Source organism: Caulobacter sp. LjRoot300 (genome assembly GCF_964253875.1).
Taxonomy (GTDB): domain Bacteria; phylum Pseudomonadota; class Alphaproteobacteria; order Caulobacterales; family Caulobacteraceae; genus Caulobacter.
Genome location: NZ_CAXUSA020000002.1, coordinates 287,955 through 310,513 on the forward strand (window position 1 = coordinate 287,955; position 22,559 = coordinate 310,513).

The following is a 22,559-nucleotide window of genomic DNA, read 5'->3' on the forward strand; positions in this document are numbered from 1 at the left end:
ATGACGAACAGGAGCCTTCAAAGCGAAGGTCCTCGACCGAACCGAACGACAGGCGGGGTCATGAGTGAATTCTACGTCAGTGCGCAGGGCGACGACAGAGATGACGGCCGCACGCCGCTCTCGCCTTGGCGCACCTTGGAGAAGGTCAATGGGTTCACCTTCCAGCCCGGAGACAGACTGCGATTCCGCTGCGGCGACACATTCTATGGCCCCCTCAATATCCGAGCAAACAGGATGGGTGGTGGACCTGCCTGTACGGTCGAACCTTACGGCGGCGACATCCGCAACATGCCGAAGCTGTCCTGTTACAAGATCATCAGGCCCGAAGTGTGGGCGGACGTGGGCGGGGGTGTATGGCGTGTCGAAATCAACAACCCGGCCCAAATCACCGGAAATATAACCACCGTTGGCGCCGACGGCGCCAACATCGGCTTTCTCAACGTCGACGGAAAGCTCTACGCGAACAAGTCGCCAAGTCCATCGACCCTGAGGCGCGACTGGGACTTTCATTCAGACGGCGCGTCCTTTCTCTACGTCAAGAGCACCCAGAATCCGGGGCAGCGCGCCAGCAGCATCATGGCCGCGCCCCGCGTCGTGGCGATCGGCGATAGCCCTTCCATGCGCTATCGCTATCTGGACATTACCGGAGCTGGCGGACACGGCGTCCGATGGGCGGGGCGGTCGGACATCGATATGCGGTTCTGCCACATCCACGAAATCGGCGGTTCCTATCACGCCGGCCAGACTCGCTATGGAAACGGCGCCGAGATTTGGGTCGGCTGTTCCAACATTACCGTGTCGGACTGCCTGCTCGGCGATATCTACGATACCGCCACCACGACCCAGGGCTTTCCAGTACAAACGCCGGGCGCCGGCTGGAACCGCATCGGCCTAAACGACAATTTCGCGTACAGGTGCGCGCAGGCCTTCGAGGTCTGGGCTCGTTACGGCGCGACGCCAGGAGAGGGCCGATGTCCCGAAGGGTCCGGCTTCCACGAGGTCTCAGCCCTACGTTGGCGCCTGTTCGACATCGGGTACGGCGACTTCGCCGACACCCGCAAGTCACGCAATGAAGTCGCGCCCTTCTTGATCTACCGCACCGAAACCCCCGACAACGACATCCGGGTGTCTGTGAGCCAGATGCAAAACTGCGGCGACCGTCTGATCGCCAATCTTGGCGCGGGTCGACTGCCCCGCCAATACAGGTTGGAGACCAGCAATATCGCCCTGCGAGCCGGACTACCCCTTATGACCGAGAGCAACCAGACCGCACGGCAAGGCAAGGCTTGGCTGAATGCGAACGGCTTCAGCCCAGATACAAAGGTGGTGGTCGATGATCGACTGAAGATGACTCCGCAAAGCGAGGTAAAAGCACTGTGGATGACTCACGCATCCAACATGGCCGCCGCGGCTGCGAACACCGCGCGACCCAATCGATTCGGTAGATGAGCCCAAGCTCCAAGCTTGCAGTCTCCTCAGAGCCGCGACACCCTTCACCGGCGCTTTCTGGACACATCCATCTGCTTTGTCGCCCCGCTGGCGTTCTGGTGGGCGCGAACGATGGTGGAATCGACGATCAGGTGTTCGAAGTCCGATCATCGGACATCGCCTCGAAGATCCGCCGCAACACGCCCTTCTGGCTCCAACGGCCGAACCGTCGGAAGGCGCTGTTCCAGTCGCCGAACCTCTCGGAAAGGTCGCGCCAGGGCGAGCCGGTGCGCACGATCCACAGGACCCCCTTCACGAACATCCTGTTGTCACGGCCCGTAGAGCCCTTCTGATCGGGGCGACCAATGATCAACCCCGCCATCCATGCCCAATGGCGTCTCTCAACACCAAAACGATCTGTTACGCTCAAGACCGCTTCCCGAAAGGCAGTCTTGAATCATGCTTTACGCTCGCTGACTCGTTAGAGTCTACGGCTCCTAGAGTTGCGTTAGGGTCAGCGGCGCCCCGTCGTATTCGAAGGGACTTTCGAACTCCGCGAGGCGCGGAAGGAGTTGGTCCTTGGAGGACAAGATCGCGCCGCTCTCTGGGACCGGCCAGTCGATGGCTAGGTCTGGGTCGTTCCAGACAATCCCGCCGTCGCATTCCGGCGTATAGACGTCCGAAACTTTGTAAGCGACCTCGGTATCTGCTGTCAGAGTTACGAACGCGTGGCCAAAACCGACGGGAACAAAAAGTTGGTTGCCGTTCATCGCGCTCAGTTCGGCGAAGACGTGCTGACCGTAGGTTGGTGAGCCTCGGCGAAGATCCACAGCGTAGTCCAAAATGCTTCCCCTGACGCACCGCACGAGCTTGGCCTGCGCATGAGGGGGGCGCTGGAAATGTATACCTCGGATTGTGCCGGTAAATCCTGAATAGGACTGGTTGTCCTGCACAAAGATCGTGTCGATCCCGAGCTGCAATAGCTTGGGCGCGTTGTAGGTTTCCGAAAACCAGCCTCGATCGTCTTCGAACCGACGCGTTCCGACAATGCACACACCCAAAGGCATGACCGTTCTCCGTAGCTTGTTCCGCAGCGCCATCCACGAGGATCAGCGCATTGCCGGATAGGTCTCGGAGGGTCAAGCCGCAGCGCAGCTGGGAGGTGACTACTGTCCAAAATATTTACGACGCGGACTCAGGACGCCGCGTAGCGAGGCAAATTTCCCATCATATGCGCCCTCCTTCCCGGATAGGCGGAGTAACAACAACAACAACGGAACCTTCTCGCCACAATCTCCATCAACCGCTGTTTCAAGATTTGTTTTTGGATTAGGTCAGCGCGGCAATGTTGAACCATGGAGCTTGACCTTGAAGGAAACCATCCTTGTTGCGGGCGGCGCGGGCTACATCGGGTCCCACACCTGTCTTCGACTCGCGCAGGCCGGATACACGCCGGTGGTCTACGACAACCTGTCGAACGGTTGGGAATCGTTCGTCCAGTGGGGTCCACTGGAAATTGGCGACATCCGAGACGCGGGGCGACTCGACGCCGTCTTCGCCAAGCACAAGCCGGTCGCCGTCATCCACTTCGCCGCCTTCATCGAGGTCGGGTTCTCGATGGCCGAGCCGGGGGCGTTCTACGAGAACAACGTCGGCGGAACCCTGACCCTGGTCGAGGCGGCGCGCCGGGCCGGCGTCGACAAGCTGGTGTTTTCCTCGACCTGCGCGACCTACGGCGCGCCGGTCTATGTGCCGATGGACGAGAAGCATCCGCAGGCCCCGCTGAACCCCTACGGCCGCAGCAAGCTGATGGTCGAACAGATCCTCGAGGACCTGGCCCGTTACAAAGGCTTCCGCTCGGTGGCGCTGCGCTATTTCAACGCCGCCGGCGCCGACCCCGAGGGCCGGATCGGCGAGCGCCATGAGCCCGAGACCCACGCCATCCCGCTGGCCATCGCCGCCGCGCGGGGCGAGCGCGACAGGTTCATGCTGTTCGGCGGCGACTACGAGACCCGCGACGGCACCTGCGTGCGCGACTACATCCACGTTCTGGACCTGGCCGACGCCCACGTGCTGGCGCTGAAGTGGCTGCTGGACGGCAAGCCCAGCGACGTCTTCAATCTCGGCACCGGCACGGGCACCACCGTGCGCGAGCTGGTCGGCGCCATCGAGCGGCGGTCCAACCGGCCGTTCCCGCTGGAGTTGGCCGAGCGCCGAGCCGGCGACGCGCCCAGCCTGGTGGCCGACAACCGCAAGGCGCGCGAGCAACTGGGCTGGACGCCACGCCATGATCTGGACGCGATCATCGAGCACGCCTGGGCCTGGCACGCCAACGGCGCGCTGGACCTGAGGCGCTGATCGTTCCCGAGGCAGATGCTTGGTTTCGACGTCGCCGACCATATCAACACTGACGCATTTGGCGGCTACACACCGCCTCCGCGGGTCCATCCCGAGGGGCGACATTGTCGCCGCGCCGGGCGAGCAATAAGGGTTTTCGTCATGCACAGTCACGCCGGCCGCCAAGCCCGTCCCGAAGATCTGGTCGACCTGACAGCCCTGCTCAAGGCCTATGACGAGATCCGCCCGGACGTCTCCCGGGTCGACCAGCGGGTGACGTTCGGCACCTCGGGCCACCGCGGCTCCAGCCTGGACGGCGCCTTCAACGAAGCCCACATCCTGGCCATCAGCCAGGCCATTGCCGAGCATCGCGCCAGCGCCGGGATCACCGGCCCGCTGTTCCTCGGTCGCGACACCCACGGCCTGTCCGAACCGGCCTGGCGCACGGCGCTGGAGGTGCTGGTCGCCAACGGCGTCACGGTGATGGTCGATTCCCGCGACGGCTTCACCCCGACCCCGGCGGTGTCCCACGCCATTCTCAAGCACAACCGCCTGGCGCCGGGATCGGCCGACGGCGTGCTGATCACCCCGTCGCACAACCCCCCGCGCGACGGCGGGTTCAAGTACAATCCCCCCTCCGGCGGCCCCGCCGGTTCAGACGCCACCACGCCGATCGCGGCGCGAGCCAACCAGTTGCTGCGGGACGGCCTGACCGAGGTGCGGCGGATCCCGTTCGAACGCGCCCGGGCGACGGCGGGCGAGTACGACTTTCTCGGCCACTATATCGACGACCTGCCCAACGTCGTGGACCTGGCGGCGGTGCGGCGGGCCGGCGTGCGGATCGCGGCGGACCCGCTGGGCGGCGCCGCCGTCGCCTATTGGGGCGAGATCGCCGACCGGCACGGGCTGGACCTGACCGTTGTCAACGACAAGGTCGATCCGCGCTGGGCCTTCATGCCGCTCGACACCGACGGCAAGATCCGCATGGACTGCTCGTCGGCCTCGGCCATGGCCAACTTGATCCATATGATCGACGGCGCGGCCGGGTTCGACGTGGCGATCGGCAACGACGCCGACGCCGATCGTCACGGGATCGTCACGCCCGACGGCGGCCTGATGAACCCCAACCACTACCTGGCCGTGGCCATAGCCTACCTGTTCAGCCACCGGCCGCGATGGGGCGCGGACGTCGCCGTCGGCAAGACCCTGGTCTCCTCCTCGATGATCGACCGGGTGGTCGCCAAGCTGGGTCGCCGCTTGCTCGAGGTGCCGGTCGGCTTCAAGCACTTCGTGCCAGGCCTGGTGGACGGCAGCGTCGGCTTCGGCGGCGAGGAGTCGGCCGGCGCGGCCTTCCTGCGCCAGGATGGAACCGTCTGGACCACCGACAAGGACGGCCTTCTGCTGGGCCTGTTGGCCGCCGAGATCCAAGGGGTGACCGGGGCCAGCCCCAGCCAGCTCTATGCCGACCTGACCGTCGAACACGGCGCGCCGGCCTACGCCCGCATCGACGCCCCCGCCTTGCGGGAGGAGAAGGCGCGCCTGGCCTCGCTGAGTCCCAGCGACGTCACGGCGAACGAACTGGCCGGCGAATCGATCGAACAGACCCTGACGACGGCGCCCGGCAACGGCGAAGCGATCGGCGGCCTCAAGGTGGTGACCAGGAACGCCTGGTTCGCCGCCCGCCCTTCAGGCACCGAGGATGTCTACAAGATCTACGCGGAATCCTTCCTCGGCCCCGACCACCTGAAGGCGGTCCAAGACGAGGCCAGGAAGGTGGTCGCCGGCGCGCTGGCCGGCTGACCACCGCCTGCGACACCGTGACCCAACAGATGAACGAAGTCTGAACTGCCGGTTAAGGGTCTGTCCGCACTTTGGAGTCTAGTCTGGTTTCATCGGAACCAAGGTTAGTCTCATGGCTTGCTTCACCCTTCGTCCTTCGGACCGCTCGGAATTCGACTCTCTGCTCGGCGAACTGGCCACCCAGTTTCCCGCCGCGCACGTCGAGGCCGCCCACAACGACAACTGGGCGTCCTACCGGGTCGACATCTCGTGCGGCGCCCCGTGGGAAGGCGACCTGACCGCCTGGCTGCAAAGCAAGCACGGCAGCTGCCCGCGCACCTGACCTGACGGGATCTACTGGCTGGCCCACAGGATGCGGGCGATCCAGACCACCTCCGTCAGGTCCAGCGTCCGGTCCCGGCCGTCGCGGGTCAGCGAGGCCAGTTCGACGCTGCGGGCCGTGACCCGCGCCAGTTCCTTGACCAGCAGTTCGCCGCCCGTGGTCCGCACCACGACCCGGTCGCCCCGGCGCGGTTCGACCGACGGCGAGACCAGGACGCGATCGCCGTCGCGAAAGACCGGCGCCAAGTCGTCGCCGGCGATTTCCAGGGCGTAGACGCCTTCGTCCTCCACGCCGGGAAGCGCGATCTCGTCCCAGCTCGAGCCGATCGGCGCGCCCGTTTCATCAAACATGCCTTCCGCCGCGGCCTGAGCGAAGCCGATCAGCGGCGCCGCGCGCGGATTGGGCCTGGGCGCCCGCTCGGTCAGGGCCGCGAACTCCGAAAAGCCCACCCCCGTCGCCTCCAGCACCTTGGCCAGGCTCTCGGTCGACGGCCAGCGCGGACGTGAATCGCCGTCGCCCCGCTTGGAGCGGTTGAAGCTGGTGGGGTCCAGGCCCGCCATCTTGGCCATGGCCGACGGACTCATGTCGAACCGCTTGGCCAGGGCGTCGATCGCGGTCCAGATTTCGGTGTGCGACAGGGACGACATGGCGGGCTGTATCCTGGCCTTGGACCCCGGAAAATATGCCTCGACCCTAGGAAAGTAAACCTAACGCTCCTTGGACAAGTTGACGTTTACGTAAACGTTGACGACCGATCGTCGCGAGCATATGGTGATCGTCGATAACCAACCAGCTCGGCCGCAGAAGTCGGGCCTGCCCAGGGAGGGTTCGAATGTTGGCCGACCTGCGACGCCCAGAGCGCACCTTTACAATTCGCCAGTTGTGCAACGAGTTCAAAGCCACGCCGCGCGCGCTGCGCTTTTACGAGGACAAGGGCCTGCTGACGCCGGCTCGCGAAGGCCTCAACCGCGTCTATTCCCACAAGGACCGCGTCCGCCTGCAGCTGATCCTGCGCGGCAAGCGCGTGGGCCTATCGCTGTCGGAAATCCGCGAGCTGCTCGATCTCTATGACGAGAACGACGACGGCGCGGCCCAGATGGCCCGGTCGCTGAAGAAGTTCCGCGAAAGGGCGACCGCACTGGAACAGCAGCGCGAGGACATCGACGGCGCCCTGATCGAATTGCGCGAGGCCTGCGCCCGCCTCGAAAAGCGCCTGGCCGAGATCCGCCCAGACCTGCTGCCCCGCGCCGCCGACTACGACCAGGTGCTGCGCGCCCGGCTGGACGGCCACCAGGACGCGGCCCTGGGCAAGTAGACCCCAGCGCCGCGCGTTTCGTTCAAGACCCGAGCCCCGCGCGGTGGACACACCTCCATCCTCCCCGATCCGACTGACCAGGACCGCTTCATGACCTACCAGCCGCCCGTTCGCGAACACGCCTTCATCCTGCGCGACGTGCTCGACATCGATCAGCACGGCGCCCTGCCGGGCTTCGCCGACGCGCCGTTCGAGACCGTCGAGCAGATCCTCGAGGCCGCCGCCCAGTTCACCGGCGAGGTCCTGGCCCCGCTGAACCCGGTCGGCGACAAGCAGGGCTGCGTCTGGAACAAGGACTTCACGGTCAAGACGCCGGACGGTTTCAAGGAAGCCTACAAGCAGCTGTGCGAGGGCGGCTGGACCGGCCTGGGCTCGGACCCGACCTATGGCGGCCAGGGCCTGCCCCACGTCGTCAACCTGGCCTTCAGCGAGATGTCGAGCTCGGCCAACATGGCTTTCTCGATGTATCCGGGCCTGGCCCACGGCGCCTATTCAGCCATCCACACCGGCGGCAGCGACGACCAGAAGCAGACCTACCTGCCCAAGATGATCTCGGGCGAATGGACCGGCACCATGAACCTGACCGAGCCGCACTGCGGCACGGACCTGGGCCTGCTGCGCACCAAGGCCGTTCCGGAAGCCGACGGCAGCTACAAGATCACCGGTCAGAAGATCTGGATCTCGGCCGGCGAGCACGACATGGCCGACAACATCGTCCACCTGGTGCTGGCCCGCATCGAGGGCGCGCCCGCCGGCGTGAAGGGCATCAGCCTGTTCATCGTGCCGAAGTTCCTGCCCAAGCCCGACGGCTCGGTCGGCGAACGCAACGAGGGCGTCAAGTGCGTCGGCCTCGAAGAGAAGATGGGCATCCACGGCAACGCCACCTGCGTGATGCAGTACGAGGACGCCAAGGGCTGGCTGATCGGCGAGGAGAACAGCGGCCTGAAGCTGATGTTCGTGATGATGAACGAGGCCCGGCTGGGCGTCGGCCTGCAGGGCATCGCCCAAGCCGAGGCCGCCTACCAGGCCGCCGTCGCCTTCGCCAAGGACCGCCTGCAAGGGCGCTCGCTGACTGGCCCGAAGAACCCCGACGGCCCGGCCGACCCGATCATCGTCCATCCGGACGTGCGCCGCATGCTGCTGGAGAGCAAGGCCCTGATCGAAGGCGGCCGCGCCTTCCTGTTCTGGACCGCCCTGCATGGCGACCTGGCCCACCATCACCCGGACGAAGCCGTGCGCGCCAAGGCCGAGGACTATATGGGCCTGATGACGCCGGTGCTGAAAGGCTATCTGACGGACAAGGGCTTCAAGATCTGCTCGGACGCCATGCAGGTGCACGGCGGCAGCGGCTTCACCGAGCATTTCCCGGCCAGCCAGTACCTGCGCGACGTCCGCATCGCCCTGATCTACGAAGGAACCAACGGCATCCAGGCCCTGGACCTGGTCGGCCGCAAGCTGGCCTCCAAGGGCGGCCGCGGCGTGATGACCTTCTTCCAGGAAATCGACCAGTTCATCGGCGAGAACGACGGCGACGCCGAGCTGAAGCCGTTCGTCGACGCCCTGGCCGGGGTGAAGGCCCAACTGCAGGACGGCACCATGTGGCTGATGCAGAACGGCCTGCAGAACCCCGACAACGCCGGCGCGGCCTCGACCGACTACATGCACCTCTTCGGCCTGACGGGCCTGGCCTACATGTGGGCCCTGATGGTCAAGGCGGCCAACGCCAAGATCGCCGCCGGTTCGACCGATCCCTTCTTCACCACCAAGATCGTCACGGCGAAGTACTTCATCGAGCGCATCCTGCCTGACGCGGGCGCTCACCTGGCCAAGCTGAAGACGGGTTCGGAGACGCTGATGGCCCTGCCGGCGGAGGCCTTCTGATCATGGGCGTGCTCGACGTCGAAAAGCCGGCCTTGATCGCGAGGACGCTCTAGCCATGCTGCTGGAAGCCGCCGTCGTCCTGTGCCTGACCAACGCGACCGATACGGCCGCGTTTGGCCTGGTGCGTGACGGCCGCTTCAAGACCACTTCGGCCAAGCTGTCGGGGACCAGCCTCACCTATCGCGAACCCCTGGCCCAGACGCCGTTTCCCACCGTGGCGGCCGGCCAGACCGGCTGCGCCGACATCGACGCCGTCGCCTTGGCCAAGCCGCAGATGGTGGTCTGGTCGGGACAACCCGCCGCGGCCGGCGACCTGCCGGCCGACCACCACGGCGACGCCCTCTGCCGGCCGATCGCGCCGCCCGTCGCCGGACAGCGCCTGACCTTCGTCTATCGCAAGAGCCTGTTTGGCCGGCTGACCTGCAAGGAGACCCGCTGATGCCGATCGCCGTCGCGCCGCCGCCCGCCCAAGTCGCTTCGGACAGCCGCTCGGCCGTCGTCTGCGTCCGCGCCGCCGGTCCGCGCCCGCTGTTCTTCACCGGCAAGCTGGTGTCCAAGCGCCCCGGCGCCAAGCCGCCGGGCGACTTCGAGCTGCCGCTGAAGGCCAATGTCGACCAGTGCAACAACCTGCTGCGCTCGAAGGTGGCAGACTGGAGCCTGTCGGTAACGACCCCGGGCTTCAAGGCCTGCGCTCTGCCGGCGCCGGAGTTCGGCTATCGCGTCACCTACAGCGCCAAGGCCACAGCCCGGGGCCTGGCCTGCGTCCCGATCGCCAAGTCGCCGATCGGAAGCTGGAAGTGATCCAGCCCCTACGCCTTGTTGACGCTGTTGGCCTTGATCTGGGCCGCGCCGCGCGCGTCCAGGTCCTTGCGCGTGGCCTCAAGGCTCAGCGGACCCAGCAGGGTGGCGTTGACCGCGTCCATGCCCGGCGCCGCGACGCCCGGCTTGCGGGCGATCAGGTAGCGCAGGGAGAGACGCTCGTTGTCGGCGGCGTCGGGCTGGGTGCCGTGCAGGGTGCAGGCGTGCCACATGGCCGCGTAACCGGTCTTGCCCGTCAGCAGGTGCTGCCGGGTCTGGACCTCGTGGCCGCGACCGTCGCGGTACAGCCAACCGGTCTCCCCTTCGCTTGTGGGGTTCTTGGTCAGGTCGTGCGGGAACAGCGTCCCGCCCAGCTTGTGGCTGTCCTCCAGCAGGAACAGCGGGGCGTCGTGCGCGCCCACGTCGTGCAGGTAGACGTACAGGGTGATGAAGTCGGCTTCCCGGTCCTTGTAGTCGATCAGATCCTGGTGGAAGTCGATGCCGTAGAAATAGGTGATGTCCCGGAACGGGGCCTTCACATAGGCGCCCAGGTTGTTGACCGGATTGCCGGCGATGCGGGCCTTCAGCCAGTCCGGCACGACGCTGGCCGGCACCCCGCAGATCAGCTTCTTGAGCAGGATCTCGTAGCCGGCGCCCAGCAGGGCGGAGACTGCCGCGACAATCGCCGGGTCCTTCTCGACGAAGGCCAGGTCGGCCTCGAACCGCTCCAGCAGGTTGCGGCCGGGCGCGGGGTTCACCCCGATATATTGCGGGTCGGCGTCGAACTCGGCTTCCGACAGGAAAAGGTCCGCGTCGAACGTTCGCAACGCGCGGATCTTGGCCAGCAGGGCGCTCGCCGCCGCCGGGTCCGCACCGCCGCCGAACACATGATAGCCGCGCGCGATGAAGTCGCTCACCACCGGGTGGGCCACGTCCGTCGAGCGCTCCGCTGCCGTCATCGTCCTGATCTCCAAATCCCCGGAATCAGACGCCTCTTTGGTTAATGAACCATCCAAGCCTACGCAGGAAGGAGCCATCAAATGGCCGACGCTTACATCTTCGACGCCGTGCGCACGCCGCGCGGCAAGGGCAAGAAGGACGGGTCTCTGCACGAGATCACCGCCCTCTCCCTGGCCACCCAGGTCCTGGAAAGCCTGCGTGACCGCAACGGCCTGGACACCTCTTATGTCGACGACGTCGTCCTGGGCTGCGTGGCCCCGGTCGGCGAACAGGGCGCCGACATCGCCCGCACCGCCGTATTGACCGCCGACTACGCCGAGAGCGTGGCCGGCGTGCAGATCAACCGCTTCTGCGCCTCGGGCCTGGAAGCGGTCAACATGGCCGCGGCCAAGGTCGCGTCGGGCGAGGCCCAGCTGGCCATCGGCGGCGGCGTCGAGAGCATGAGCCGCGTGCCCATGGGCAGCGACGGCGGCGCGTGGCCGACCGACCCGTCCTCCGCCTTCAAGACCTATTTCGCCCCGCAGGGCGTCTCGGCCGATCTGATCGCCTCGCTGTACGGCTTCAGCCGCGACGATGTCGACGCCTATGCGGTCGAAAGCCAGAAGCGGGCCGCCGCCTCGTGGGCCGACGGCCGCTTCAAGAAGTCGGTGATCGCCGTGAAGGACCAGCTGGGCCTGACGATCCTCGATCACGACGAGACCGTGCGTGGGAACACCACCATGCAGACCCTGGCCTCGCTGAATCCCTCGTTCCAGGGCATGGGCGACATGGCCTTCGACGCCGTGGTCACCCAGCGTTATCCGCAGGTGGAGAAGGTCAATCACGTCCACCACGCCGGCAACAGCTCGGGCATCGTCGACGGCGCGGCCGGCGTGCTGATCGGCACCAAGGAGATGGGCGAGGCCCTGGGCCTGAAAGCCCGCGCCCGCATCAAGGGCGCGGCCTCGATCGGCAGCGAGCCGTCGATCATGCTGACCGGCCCCTCGCTGGTCACCGAGAAGCTGCTCAAGAAGCTGAAGATGGAGGTCAAGGACATCGACCTCTACGAGCTGAACGAGGCCTTCGCGGCCGTCGTCCTGCGCATGATGCAGGCGCTGGACATCCCGCACGACAAGATGAACGTCAACGGCGGCGCCATCGCCATGGGCCACCCGCTGGGCGCCACCGGCGCGATGATCCTGGGCACCATGCTCGACGAGCTGGAGCGCTCGGACAAGGAAACCGCCCTGATCACCCTGTGTGTCGGCGCCGGCATGGGCACCGCCACTGTCATCGAACGCGTCTAAGATCCAAGGACCAACGACAATGGAAAACTTCAAGATCGAGGTCGACGGCGACGGCATCGCCCTGGTCACCTTCGACGTGCCCGGCCGCTCGATGAACACCCTGACCGCCTCGGTGATCCGCGAGATCGGCGAAGTGGTCGAGACCCTCAAGTCCGACGCGGCCATCAAGGGCGCGGTGATCACCTCGGGCAAGACCACCGGCTTCTGCGCCGGCGCCGACCTGGGCGAACTGGGCGGGGCCGAGGGCGGCTTTGGCTCGGGCGACCTGAAGGCGGCCTTCGACGCCGGCTTCGCCCTGAACAAGGCCTTCCGGGCGCTCGAGACCGGCGGCAAGCCTGTCGCCGCGGCGATCAACGGCCTGGCGATGGGCGGCGGCCTGGAAATGACCCTGGCCTGCCACTACCGGGTGGTGGCCGACAACCCGAAGATCCAGCTGTCGCTGCCGGAGGCCAAGGTCGGCCTGCTGCCCGGCGGCGGCGGGACCCAGCGCCTGACCCGCCTGATGGGCGTGATGGCCGCGGCGCCCTTCCTGCTGGAAGGCAAGTCGATGAAGCCGGCCGAGGCCCTGGGCTTCAAGGTCGTGCACGAGGTGGTCCCCGCCGGCCAGGAGGTCGAGGCCGCCAAGACCTGGGTCAAGACCAAGGGCGACCCGGTCGCGCCCTGGGACAAGAAGGACTTCAAGCTCCCCGGCGGCGGCCCCTACACGGCCAGCGGCAGCCAGGTGTTCATCATGGGCAACGCCATGCTGCGCAAGCAGACCTACGGCAATTATCCCGCCCAGCTGAACATCATGAAGGCCGTCTATGAAGGCCTGCAAGTGCCGTTCGACGCGGCCATCCGCATCGAGACCCGCTACTTCCTCAAGACCCTGATGTCGCCCCAGGCCAGGGGCATGATCCGCACCCTGTTCCTGTCTCTCCAGGAGCTGGGCAAGGGCTCGGGCCGGCCGGCCGGCGTGCCGCATTACGACGTCAAGAAGGTCGCCGTACTAGGCGCCGGCATGATGGGCGCGGGCATAGCCTACGTCCAGGCCATGGCCGGTATCGAGACGGTGCTGATCGACCAGACGCAGGAAGCCGCCGACAAGGGCAAGGGCTACGCCGAGGGCCTGGTCAAGAAGGCCGTGTCGCGCGGGAAAATGACGGCCGAGAAGGGCGAGGCCATCCTGGCCCTGATCCACTCGACCGCCGACTACGCCAACGTCAAGGGCAGCGACCTGGTGGTCGAGGCCGTGTTCGAGAACCGCGACGTGAAGGCCTCGGTCACCAAGCTGGCGGAAGCCCAGCTGGCCGACACCGCGATCTTCGGCTCCAACACCTCGACCCTGCCGATCACCGGCCTGGCCAAGGCCTCGGTCCGCCCGGCCTCGTTCATCGGCATCCACTTCTTCTCGCCGGTCGACAAGATGGGCCTGGTCGAGTTGATCATGGGCGAGGAAACCTCTCAGGAGGCCCTGGCCAAGTCGATCGACTATGTCCTGAAGATCAAGAAGACCCCGATCGTCGTCAACGACAGCCGCGGCTTCTACACCAGCCGCTGCTTTGGCACCTTCGTGCAGGAAGGCATGGAGCTGCTGTCCGACGGTTACGCCCCGGCCATCATCGACAACGTCGGCCGGGCCACCGGCATGCCGCGCGGTCCGCTGGAGATGCACGACGACGTCGCGCTGGACCTCTCCTACAAGATCGCCCAGCAGACCAAGAAGGATCTCGGCGACAAGTACGAGGAGCGCCCCTTCACCGCGATCATCGAGAAGATGGTCGAGGGCGAAGGCCGCTATGGCCGCAAGAACGGCAAGGGCTTCTACGACTATCCAGAGAACGGCCCCAAGACCCTGTGGCCGGGCCTCGCCGACTTGGCGCCGGTCAGGATCGCCGAGGTCGACAAGGTTGGCATCGAGCAAATCCGCACCCGGCTGCTCTACCGCCAAGCCGTGGAAGCCGCCCGTTGCTTCGAGGAAGGCGTGATCACCGATCCGCGCGAGGCTGACGTCGGCGCTATCCTAGGCTGGGGCTTCGCACCCTGGACTGGCGGGCCGGTCAGCCTGATCGACGGCGTGGGCGCGGCCAAATTTGTCGAGGCCTGCGACGCTTTGGCGCAACAGTACGGCGCGCGTTTCTCACCGCCACAATTGCTGCGCGACATGGCCGCCAAGGGCGAGACCTTCTACAGTCGATTTGGAGTCAAGGAGCAGGCTGCGGCCTAATCCGCCGACTGATCTTGCCATCACGGAAGGGGCTCGCCCGAGTAAGGCGGGCCTTTTTTCTTAGGAATACATGAAAATCGCTATACCTTCTCACTCCTTTTCAGCTGCATACAACCGGACTCTTGACGCATTCTACAATACAACTTGTTGGATATATTCACTTTGTGTCATTTTTTAACAATTGAGAATTCACAAAGCCAAGGCGGGTGACCTTCTAGTCCACGCGATGCTGACGCATTAATTCATCGCCAGGAAAATCCTTGAGGCGGAGCCCGGCCCGCCTTCTCGCGCCCCGCATCGCGTCTCGAAATCGGCTAGGCGCCGCTGATTCCTCGGTTCAGCCACACCGAGCATAGTCATCGCCAGTGGCCGCCATCGCTCCCCGTTTCGCAACTGCGAGAAAAAATGACTGTTTTAGTCTGCGACGGGCCGCAACTCAGTATCGGCTGACGGCGTCTTGACTGAGCTGCTCTAGGCTGGCCGCGCTCAAGAGACAACAAATGATGAGAATAAAAGCATATCAAAATCCCAATACTTTGACAACATAATAGCAACTGTTGATTGCATCACTAAGTAATGTGAGGCGTTTTGTCGCATCACATATATATAAATCGACGTTATCGCAAAATGCCTGTTTTTTATACTTGAAGCTACATTAGCCATATAGCTTCACAGTACCTCTCGTTAACTGGCGAATGTTGATCTCTCCCGGTCACGGAGAGGGCATATGACTCGCTACTTTACCGCCAAGGGCGTTGAACTTTTCCTGTCGGCCACGCCGAACAGCTGGCCGGCCCACAGCTCAGCTAAGGAAACCCAGACGGGAACCGCCAACAACGATGTCTTCCAAGGCTCCGGCGGCGATACGCTGATCGGCGGCGCGGGCGACGACACCTATTACCTGTGGGACAAGAACTCGGTCGCCGTCGAATACGCCAACCAGGGCGTCGACACCGTCGATGCGCGGTTCTGGGGTCCGGTGACCCTGTCGGCCAATGTCGAGAACCTGCTGCTCAACTCCGCGGGATCGACCGCGGGCACGGGCAACGCCCTGAACAACATCATCGTGGCGGGGACCGTCGGCGCGACGCTGAACGGCCTGGCCGGCGACGACGTACTCGTCGGCGGCGCGGCCGGAGACCTGTTCAAGGTCGCCGCCGGCAACGGCTCCGACGCCATCATGAATTTCAAGTCTAGCAGCGACGTCATCCAGCTGAGCGGCTACGGCGTCACCAGCTTCTCCCAGCTCCTGACCCTGGCGACCCAGAGCGGAACCGACGTCAAGCTCAGCTTCTCGAACGGCGAGAGCCTGGTCATACGCGACACGGCGCTCTCCAGCCTGACCGCCTACGACTTCGGCCTGAAGCCCGACGCCGCCGCCATTCCCGCCGGCTATTCCCAGCTGATAGGACCCGACAAGGCCTGGACCGGTCACGGCTGGTACGTGCTTAACAACGTCTGGAATCCCGGCAGCCTGGTCTATGGCACCGACTTTACGATCGACAGCGTCTACAGCGCCGCCGACCTGACCGCCAAGACGACCTTCAACTGGTCGTTCCCGGTGACCACCGACTCGGCGCACACGATCCGCGCCTATCCCGAGGTGATCTTTGGGCCAGCCCCGATGAGCGGCGGCCACAAGGCCAGCGACATCACCACCGTCCTGCCCGCCCAGGTCAGCAGCCTGACCACGCTGACGGCGGACTACGACGTCAGCTACAAGGGCAACACCGGCGGCTTCAACGTCTCGTTCGACATCTGGCTGACGGACGTGCCCAACGGCGGCGCCTCCAGCGTTACCACCGAGGTCATGGTATGGGTGCACAAGGGCGACTTCGACGCCTTCGGCACGCAGGTGGGGACCTATTCCAACGGCTCGGTCACTGGCAAGATCTACGCCTCGACGACCGGCGACTGGACCTACACCGCCGTCGTCCTAGACCAGGACACGCCGAAGGGCCAGCTCGACATCGCCGGGATCCTGACCACGCTCAAGGGCCTGAATCTCGTCTCCTCGAGCGACTATGTCGCCTCGGTGGAGCTGGGATCCGAAGTCGTATCCGGCGCTGGTTCGCTGACCATCAACAACCTCGACCTGAACGTCCAGACCAAGGCCGCCGATGGCATGCTGACCACCATGCACGTCGAAGGGTCCGGTGTGACGACCACCACCTCGCAGCCGGCTACGGAGCAACCCGCGGAGCCACCCGCGGAACAACCCGCGCCGCTGCCCGACACCTCGGGCGACGACAGCGTCGTCTATGACGGGACGGCCTCGACGGTCCAAGGCGGCGACGGCCACGACACGCTGGTGCTGCACGTCGCAGCCACGGTCGATCTGTCCGCCACGGCCGACCAGATGGTCGGCGGCGCGGTCGTCACGGGCTTCGAGGATGTCGACGCCTCGGCCGCGACCGGCGTCGTCTCGCTCACCGGCGCCGCCGATGACAACAGCCTGACCGGCGGCGCCTATGCCGACACCCTGTTCGGCGGCGACGGCGCTGATACGCTGAGCGGCCGTTCGGGCAACGACACTCTCGACGGCGGCAATGGCAACGACATCCTCGACGGCGGCGCGGGCGTGGACAAGATCTACGGCCAGGCCGGCGACGACACGATCGTCTATGACGCCGCCGACTCGGTCATCAATGGCGGCTCGGGACGCGACACGCTGATCCTCAAGGTCGGCGCGACGGTCGACCTCAGCACCTTCACGACCAGCCAGGTCGCCGGGGGTTCGGCCTATGTCTCCGGTTTCGAGAACGTCGACGCCTCAGGGGCCAGCGCGGGGATCGTGGCGACCGGTTCGGAGTTCGCCAACACCCTGGTCGGGAGCGCCTTCGCCGACAAGCTGGCTGGGGGAGCCGCCTCGGACATCCTGACCGGCGGCGCGGGCGCCGACCTGTTCGTCTTCGGTCCCTATAAGGCCGGCGACGCCGACCGGATCACCGATTTCTCGACGAGCCAGGGCGATCACATCGACCTGTCCGCCATCGACGCGGTTGTCGGCGGCGTGGACGACCCGTTCGCCTTCATCGGCCAGGAAGCCTTCCACCACGTCGCCGGCGAGCTCCGCTACGGGGCGGTCACGGGCGGCGTCGTCGTCCAGGCCGACATCAACGGCGACGGCCTCACGGACTTTTCCATCCTGCTCCCGGTGACGTCGCTGACGAGCACCGACTTCATTCTGTAGCCTCCACGCGGAGCGCCCAGGCAGACTCCAGGGACCGTCAGGCGAAAGCCCGGCGGTCCCTTTCGTTTGGAAGCGGCCATGGCGGCCTGATGACACCGGCCTCCGCCAGCCGCCCCAAGGTTACCTAACCCGAACTCCCGGTGGTCGAAGCATTCGACAAATGATTTCAGGAAGACGTGTTTAATGAGTTTTAAACCCTAGATGTACGGCGCCCGTTAACGCCGATGTGGGAAAACAGAGTCGCCCTGAACACTGAACGGCCTCAAGCCGGATCGCAGTACGGATGACTGACATGACGACTATCACTTCGGGTCGTGACCTGGTCGCGATGTCGCCGCCGCCGAAGAGCCGGGTGAACTGGAGCCGCATCGGCTTCCTCACGCTGAACCTCGCCGTCTGGGCCGGCGTCGTCGCGGCCGTCCGCCTGTTCGTCTGAGCGCGGGCGCACAGGCGACCGACCTTCCCGCGTTCTTAATCCTCACCTTGGCGACGGTCCTCGGCTGGATAGGCCTAAGGCAGGGCCAGGACGACGAATCGATCCATCATCTTTAGGCGTCGTTCCGTCGAAAGCTCGCGCGCTGTTGACGCTCGGCCAGCCGCGATGAACCGCGGCGGCCTTCCGCGCTCGCAAATGGCGCCGCCGCTCCAGCCCTCAACGTTCACCTAATACGCTGCCCTATGGCTAGCCGGGCGCAGGCGGCCAACAACGCCCTGGCCTGCGCTGAGTGGCGGAGGTTAACGCGGTTCCGCCTGTAAGAAGGCAAGCCCCTCCACGGCCGCATTCGTTTCAAGCCCGACGTTTCGCGGCCATGGTCCCGCCGCACCCCGCCGCTAGAGCTTGGTCGGGTGAGATCGAGCCCATCTTTGACGACCCCCGCCGCCGACCCGGCTAGGCCGACCTCGTCGACCGGGCAGGCTCCGAGGGACGCCAGGGAGACCGCCATGCCCGCGACAAGGCCGCCTCCTCGCCGGCGCCCCGCAGGGAGCCAAGCCGCCGGGCGGCGCCGGCTGGCGATCGGCGTCGCCTCGCTGGCCTTCCATGGCCTGTTGGGGTGGGTCCTGCTCAAGGCGGTTCCCGCGCCGCCCGTCCTGGTTGAACCGCGCAGCGTGCTGGTGCAGTTTTTCGCGCCTGACCAGCCGCGTCCGGCGTCCCGGCCGGCCGTGTCGCGCCCCGAGTCCGCGCCGCTCCACGTCCCGACGCCGCGTCAGGCCCCGCCGCAGACCGTGTCACCGGTCGCCCCCTCGCCGTTCCCCGCGGCGCCCGCCCCGCCCGCGACCATCGTCGCGCCGCCCGGCTTCACCGCCCGAGGAACCCTGACCGGCGGCGGCGAAGCCTTGCGCCAGGCCGCGCGGGGAAGCGGCTGCACCGAGGCCGACATCGTCAAACTCACCAAGGCCGAGCGCGACGCCTGCGCCGAAGCTCTGGGGGCCAAGCACAAGAACGGCCCGGCGCTGTACGCGGCGATCGACCCGGACAAGAAGGCGGCCTTCGACGGCGACTGCAAGAAGGACGACGACTGGTGCCTCTACCGCACCGGCAAGGGGCCTTATCCGGGCCTGTTCGCCCTGGGCAAGAAGAAGAAGATCAAGGGCTGGGACTGACGGCCGCGTCGCCCGAAGGCGTCGTCCAGAGCCGGACAGAAGGGAAAAGTGGTGCCGCTTACAGGACTCGAACCTGTGACCCCCTCATTACGAATGAGGTGCTCTACCAGCTGAGCTAAAGCGGCGCGCTTCGTCTCCGGGGGCCGATCGAGACAGGCCTGGAAGACACTGGTGTTCCTGTCGCCAAATCACCGACCCGGCGCGAGGAGCGGCCTATTTAGCGGCGCGAGGGCCGCTTGCCAAGCGTCGGCGTGAACCGGCGTTGCGGCGAGCCCCTGGACCGCCGGTTTCGGGCTCCGGCGGCGGGACCGCGTCGAAGCCGCCGGGACCGATGCCCGGGTCGTCCGGAATGGGCATCAGGGCGCCGCCCGCCTCGGCCGCCCGGACGAAAGGCGTGGATTCGACATAGGCCGAGGGCAGTTGCGGCAGTTCGCTCATCGAGCGTTCGCGACGCTCGAAGCGCGGATGGATCAGTTCGCCGGTCTCGGCGTAGCTGACGGTCAGCCGCGCCCAGTCATCGCGCGCGTAGGCGAAGGCGCGGCCCTCGGGGTCGAGATCCGACCAGTCGGGCTCCTGCGGGGCGGCCGCGCCCCGGGCGACCCAGGCGCGCGCCTCGTCGGCGTCGCCGTTGGCGTAGGCTACCCGGGCCAACAGGCCGGCGGTCCGGGCGGTCAGTGGCTCTTCCGGAAGAAGCCGGACGGCGGCGCGGGCGGCGACCGGGTCGCCGCCGATCAGCGCGCTCTCCACCCTCAGCAGCCGGCTCTCGCGCGCCTCGGGCTTCAGGTTGGCTAGGCCCGCCAGACGGGCGGCGCGCAACTTGGGAGTCTCGCTGGTCTTCAGGTCGCGATAGGCTAGCCACAGGGCCGGGTGCGGGGCCTGCTTCCAGGCGCCCTCGATCAGCGTCCCCGCCTTGGCGATCTTGCCGTCGGCCGCCTGCAGTCGCGCGGCCATCACCACGCCCGGCGCGAACTCGGGCTTGAGCTTGGCGGCCTGGGTCGCGAAGTCCAGGGCCTGGGCCTGGGCCTTGGGATCGTCGGTCTCCTCCAGGCCGGCGGCGGAGGCGGCCAGCAGCGCGGCCCGCGCCCGCTCGGCGACCAGGGGCGGGACGATCTTGCGCTCCAGGGCGCCCTGGACCAGGGCCAGGGCGGCCTTCCAGTCGCCGGCCTCCAGCCGGGCTTCGAGCAGGGCGCGCCAGGCCCAGCGGGCGGTGCGCGCCAGGCCGTAGGCGGTCTCGGCGTGGCGCAGGGCCAGCGCCTTGTCGCCCTCGGCCAGGGCGGTCTGCATCAGGCCGCGCAGGCCCGCCAGCCGCATCTCCGGAAAGCCCAGCATGGCGTTGTAGGCCTGGCGGGCGGCGACATGGTCGCCGGCCGCCTCGGCGGCCTGGGCGGCCAGGACGCGGACCAGCGCCGGGGCGTCCTCGGCCAGCTCCGACGCCTTCTGGGCCAGGCGGCGGGCCTCGGAGCCGTCGCCGGCCGCCACGGCCAGGAAGCCGCGCGACAGAGCCTCGACGCCCTGCTTGCGCTTGGCTTCGACCCGGGTCCGGGCGGCGCGCTTGGGGGCCTCGATCACCCACAGCAAGGCGCGCCACAGGACCGTGGCCAGCAGGGCGGTGAACAAGGTCAGCAGGGCGGCCGCGGCGGCCGTCATCTCGACCCGCCAGCCCATCCAGTCGAGGCTGGCCGCGCCGGGTTCGCCGGTCAGGGCCACCACCGCCACGGCGAGGGCCGCGACCAGGAAGAAGACGATGGCCGCGCGGATCATGGGGCCACCGGGGCGGCGGGCGCGACGGCTGGCGAAGCGCTTGTCGCTTGGGGCCGCGTCACCTGGACAAGTCCCGCCAGCGCGTCGGCGCGGATGGCGGCGATGTGGCGATCGACCTCGATCCGACGCTCGGCGGCGGCGCGCCAAGGGGACAGCACGGCCTGGGCCGCGGGCGGCAGGCGCTCGGTGGTGGCCACCGCCCCCTCGATGTCGCCCTCGTTCAACAGTTTCTGCGCCCGGCCCAGCACCGCGTCGGGGCTCTGGCCCTGGGTCGAGCCTACCTGCCGGATGGAGACGATGCTGGACAGGGCGTGGCGCAGGCGCGCCAGGAAATCGGCGTTGCGGCCCGGGTCGCGGGCGGCGACGGCGGCGCGGCCGGCCAGGGTCTCGAACTCGTCGGCCAGGCCGGCGCGGGTCGGCGCGCCGTCCTGCGCCAGGCGCGCCAGGGCCCGCAGATCGGACGACAGGGGCAGCACCCGCTCCAGGCTGGCCAGCTCCTCGGCGAAGGGCTGAGCTGTGCGCGCGGCGTCAGCCAGGGTGGCGGCGGCCAAGGCGGCGCCGGCGGCGTCCAAGGTCTGTTGCTGGCCCGTCTCCAGAACGGCGACGCGACCTTCCAGTTGGGCCACGCCCTCCGACGCCGGCGGCGAGACAGCGGCGAGGCTGGGCGCGCCTCGGAGCGGCTGGCCGGCGGGCGGCGGCGACGAGATCGGCTCATTGGCAGGCTGCTGGGTGGCGGGCGGCGCCTTGGCCTGCGAGAACCAGGTCGGGCCGAATCGCGCCAGGGCCGCGCCGGTCGCGACGCAGACGATCCCAAAGGCGATCAGCGCCCAGAAGCCGGGCCCCAGCAGACGGCGACGACGGTACAGCGTCGGGTCGCGCGGCGCGTCGGAGGCAACGGGATCGGGAGCGAGCGTCATGCGCCATTCGTGCCCCACACGGCCGCGCCGCGCAATGTTCAGCTAGGGGATGAGCAGGGCCAGCAGCGCTGTTTCGGTCGGGTGCGGCGCGGACGTCACGCAGTCCAGCCGCCCCGCTTGAACCAGATCCTCCAGAGGCCGCGCCACCGTCGGGGACAAACACAGCGCCCGCAGGCGCGGCGCGGGTCGCTCCGCGAGCCAAGGGGCTAGAACTCTGGCCGCCCGCGGCGAATGCAGCAGCACCGCCTCCAGGTCGACCAGCTCGGCCAGGGTCGCGGGCGAAGGGTCCCGGTCAACGGTTTCGTAGACCGCTAGGCGCCGGGCGCCAACGCCAGCCGCGGCCAGGCGCGAGACCAGGTCGCCTGCCGGTTCCAGGGCCGAGGGATGCAGCACCGCACCGTCTAGCCGCGTGGCTTCTCGCAGGATCAGGGCCGCCAGGGCTTCGACGTCGCCGTCGGCGGAGGCAACCGCCGTGAACCCCGCCTCGCGAGCGGCCCGCGCCGTCCGGTCGCCGACCGCGAAGACCGGCCGGTCCCGGCTGCCGTGCAGGCGGGCGAAGGCGGCGACGCCATTGACGCTGGTGAAGGCCAGGGCCGCGACGCCGTCCAGGTCGATAGCGGGCGAGAGGTCGCGCACCTCGAGCAACGGGTCGACCAGCGGCGCCAGACCCATCGCCACCAGGCGGGCGGCGGTGGCTTCCGCACCCGGCGAGGCCCGAGTGACCCAGATCCGCCGCGCGCTGGCCGTCATCGC

At 67.1% G+C, this 22,559-nt stretch carries 19 protein-coding genes, 1 tRNA gene and 1 pseudogene; 13 read left to right on the forward strand and 8 right to left on the reverse strand.

Going from position 1 to position 22,559, the window contains the following annotated elements; all coding sequences use genetic code 11:
- Positions 1 to 60: 60 nt before the first annotated feature.
- Positions 61 to 1,449, forward strand: a complete 1,389-nt coding sequence (locus ACSQ2G_RS06650) for a hypothetical protein (protein WP_436029355.1) — start codon at positions 61 to 63, stop codon at positions 1,447 to 1,449.
- A 74-nt stretch (positions 1,450 to 1,523) separates the two neighbouring features.
- Here ACSQ2G_RS06650 and ACSQ2G_RS06655 read toward each other — a convergent pair.
- Both ACSQ2G_RS06655 and rfbC read right to left on the reverse strand, forming a co-directional pair.
- A pseudogene (locus tag ACSQ2G_RS06655) lies at positions 1,524 to 1,810 on the reverse strand (transposase); the annotation flags it as partial.
- Between the two features lie 115 nt (positions 1,811 to 1,925).
- Positions 1,926 to 2,495, reverse strand: a complete 570-nt coding sequence (gene rfbC, locus ACSQ2G_RS06660) for a dTDP-4-dehydrorhamnose 3,5-epimerase (RefSeq protein ID WP_436029357.1) — start codon at positions 2,493 to 2,495, stop codon at positions 1,926 to 1,928.
- A gap of 301 nt (positions 2,496 to 2,796) precedes the next feature.
- Here rfbC and galE point away from each other — a divergent pair, with 301 nt between their 5' ends.
- From galE to ACSQ2G_RS06675, 3 genes are all read left to right on the forward strand, one after another.
- A complete protein-coding gene (galE, locus tag ACSQ2G_RS06665) occupies positions 2,797 to 3,786 on the forward strand; it encodes a UDP-glucose 4-epimerase GalE (protein ID WP_436029359.1) in 990 nt (329 codons plus the stop codon).
- Between the two features lie 141 nt (positions 3,787 to 3,927).
- On the forward strand, positions 3,928 to 5,565 hold the full coding sequence (gene pgm, locus ACSQ2G_RS06670) for a phosphoglucomutase (alpha-D-glucose-1,6-bisphosphate-dependent) (RefSeq protein WP_436029361.1): 1,638 nt from the start codon (positions 3,928 to 3,930) through the stop codon (positions 5,563 to 5,565).
- Between the two features lie 112 nt (positions 5,566 to 5,677).
- Complete coding sequence (locus ACSQ2G_RS06675) at positions 5,678 to 5,887, forward strand: hypothetical protein (RefSeq protein WP_436029363.1); 210 nt, start codon at positions 5,678 to 5,680, stop codon at positions 5,885 to 5,887.
- An 11-nt stretch (positions 5,888 to 5,898) separates the two neighbouring features.
- Here the strand turns inward: ACSQ2G_RS06675 and ACSQ2G_RS06680 are convergent, their stop codons facing one another.
- Positions 5,899 to 6,534: a S24 family peptidase gene (locus ACSQ2G_RS06680; RefSeq protein WP_436029365.1), complete on the reverse strand. Its 636-nt coding sequence runs from the start codon at positions 6,532 to 6,534 to the stop codon at positions 5,899 to 5,901.
- A 188-nt stretch (positions 6,535 to 6,722) separates the two neighbouring features.
- On the opposite strand from ACSQ2G_RS06680, the gene ACSQ2G_RS06685 reads away from it, so the two are divergent.
- From ACSQ2G_RS06685 to ACSQ2G_RS06700, 4 genes are all read left to right on the forward strand, one after another.
- Entirely contained in the window at positions 6,723 to 7,202 is a 480-nt protein-coding gene (locus tag ACSQ2G_RS06685) for a MerR family transcriptional regulator (protein ID WP_035075726.1), read from the forward strand.
- A gap of 90 nt (positions 7,203 to 7,292) precedes the next feature.
- Positions 7,293 to 9,083 (forward strand): acyl-CoA dehydrogenase C-terminal domain-containing protein, encoded by a 1,791-nt coding sequence (locus ACSQ2G_RS06690; RefSeq protein WP_436029367.1) that lies wholly within the window; start codon positions 7,293 to 7,295, stop codon positions 9,081 to 9,083.
- Between the two features lie 55 nt (positions 9,084 to 9,138).
- Positions 9,139 to 9,522, forward strand: a complete 384-nt coding sequence (locus ACSQ2G_RS06695) for a hypothetical protein (RefSeq protein ID WP_436029369.1) — start codon at positions 9,139 to 9,141, stop codon at positions 9,520 to 9,522.
- Entirely contained in the window at positions 9,522 to 9,884 is a 363-nt protein-coding gene (locus tag ACSQ2G_RS06700) for a hypothetical protein (RefSeq protein ID WP_436029371.1), read from the forward strand. The genes ACSQ2G_RS06695 and ACSQ2G_RS06700 overlap by 1 nt, the downstream gene beginning before the upstream one ends.
- Positions 9,885 to 9,892: 8 nt before the next feature.
- Here the strand turns inward: ACSQ2G_RS06700 and ACSQ2G_RS06705 are convergent, their stop codons facing one another.
- Entirely contained in the window at positions 9,893 to 10,840 is a 948-nt protein-coding gene (locus tag ACSQ2G_RS06705; protein ID WP_436029372.1) for a phytanoyl-CoA dioxygenase family protein, read from the reverse strand.
- 81 nt (positions 10,841 to 10,921) lie between these two features.
- On the opposite strand from ACSQ2G_RS06705, the gene ACSQ2G_RS06710 reads away from it, so the two are divergent.
- From ACSQ2G_RS06710 to ACSQ2G_RS06730, 5 genes are all read left to right on the forward strand, one after another.
- A complete protein-coding gene (locus ACSQ2G_RS06710) occupies positions 10,922 to 12,127 on the forward strand; it encodes an acetyl-CoA C-acetyltransferase (RefSeq protein ID WP_436029374.1) in 1,206 nt (401 codons plus the stop codon).
- A gap of 19 nt (positions 12,128 to 12,146) precedes the next feature.
- Positions 12,147 to 14,333, forward strand: a complete 2,187-nt coding sequence (locus ACSQ2G_RS06715) for a 3-hydroxyacyl-CoA dehydrogenase NAD-binding domain-containing protein (protein ID WP_436029376.1) — start codon at positions 12,147 to 12,149, stop codon at positions 14,331 to 14,333.
- A 727-nt stretch (positions 14,334 to 15,060) separates the two neighbouring features.
- Positions 15,061 to 17,526, forward strand: coding sequence for a GH12 family glycosyl hydrolase domain-containing protein (locus ACSQ2G_RS06720; protein ID WP_436029377.1), 2,466 nt, complete (start codon positions 15,061 to 15,063; stop codon positions 17,524 to 17,526).
- 292 nt (positions 17,527 to 17,818) lie between these two features.
- Entirely contained in the window at positions 17,819 to 17,962 is a 144-nt protein-coding gene (locus ACSQ2G_RS06725; RefSeq protein ID WP_436029379.1) for a hypothetical protein, read from the forward strand.
- A 506-nt stretch (positions 17,963 to 18,468) separates the two neighbouring features.
- Positions 18,469 to 19,128: a hypothetical protein gene (locus tag ACSQ2G_RS06730; RefSeq protein ID WP_436029381.1), complete on the forward strand. Its 660-nt coding sequence runs from the start codon at positions 18,469 to 18,471 to the stop codon at positions 19,126 to 19,128.
- A gap of 49 nt (positions 19,129 to 19,177) precedes the next feature.
- Here the strand turns inward: ACSQ2G_RS06730 and ACSQ2G_RS06735 are convergent.
- The 4 genes from ACSQ2G_RS06735 to ACSQ2G_RS06750 form a co-directional block, all read right to left on the reverse strand.
- Positions 19,178 to 19,253, reverse strand: a tRNA-Thr gene (locus ACSQ2G_RS06735).
- A gap of 88 nt (positions 19,254 to 19,341) precedes the next feature.
- A complete protein-coding gene (locus tag ACSQ2G_RS06740; RefSeq protein WP_436029383.1) occupies positions 19,342 to 20,889 on the reverse strand; it encodes a heme biosynthesis protein HemY in 1,548 nt (515 codons plus the stop codon).
- A complete protein-coding gene (locus ACSQ2G_RS06745; RefSeq protein WP_436029384.1) occupies positions 20,886 to 21,806 on the reverse strand; it encodes a COG4223 family protein in 921 nt (306 codons plus the stop codon). Before ACSQ2G_RS06745 ends, ACSQ2G_RS06740 begins: the two co-directional genes overlap by 4 nt.
- A gap of 42 nt (positions 21,807 to 21,848) precedes the next feature.
- Entirely contained in the window at positions 21,849 to 22,556 is a 708-nt protein-coding gene (locus ACSQ2G_RS06750) for a uroporphyrinogen-III synthase (protein WP_436029386.1), read from the reverse strand.
- Positions 22,557 to 22,559: the final 3 nt, after the last annotated feature.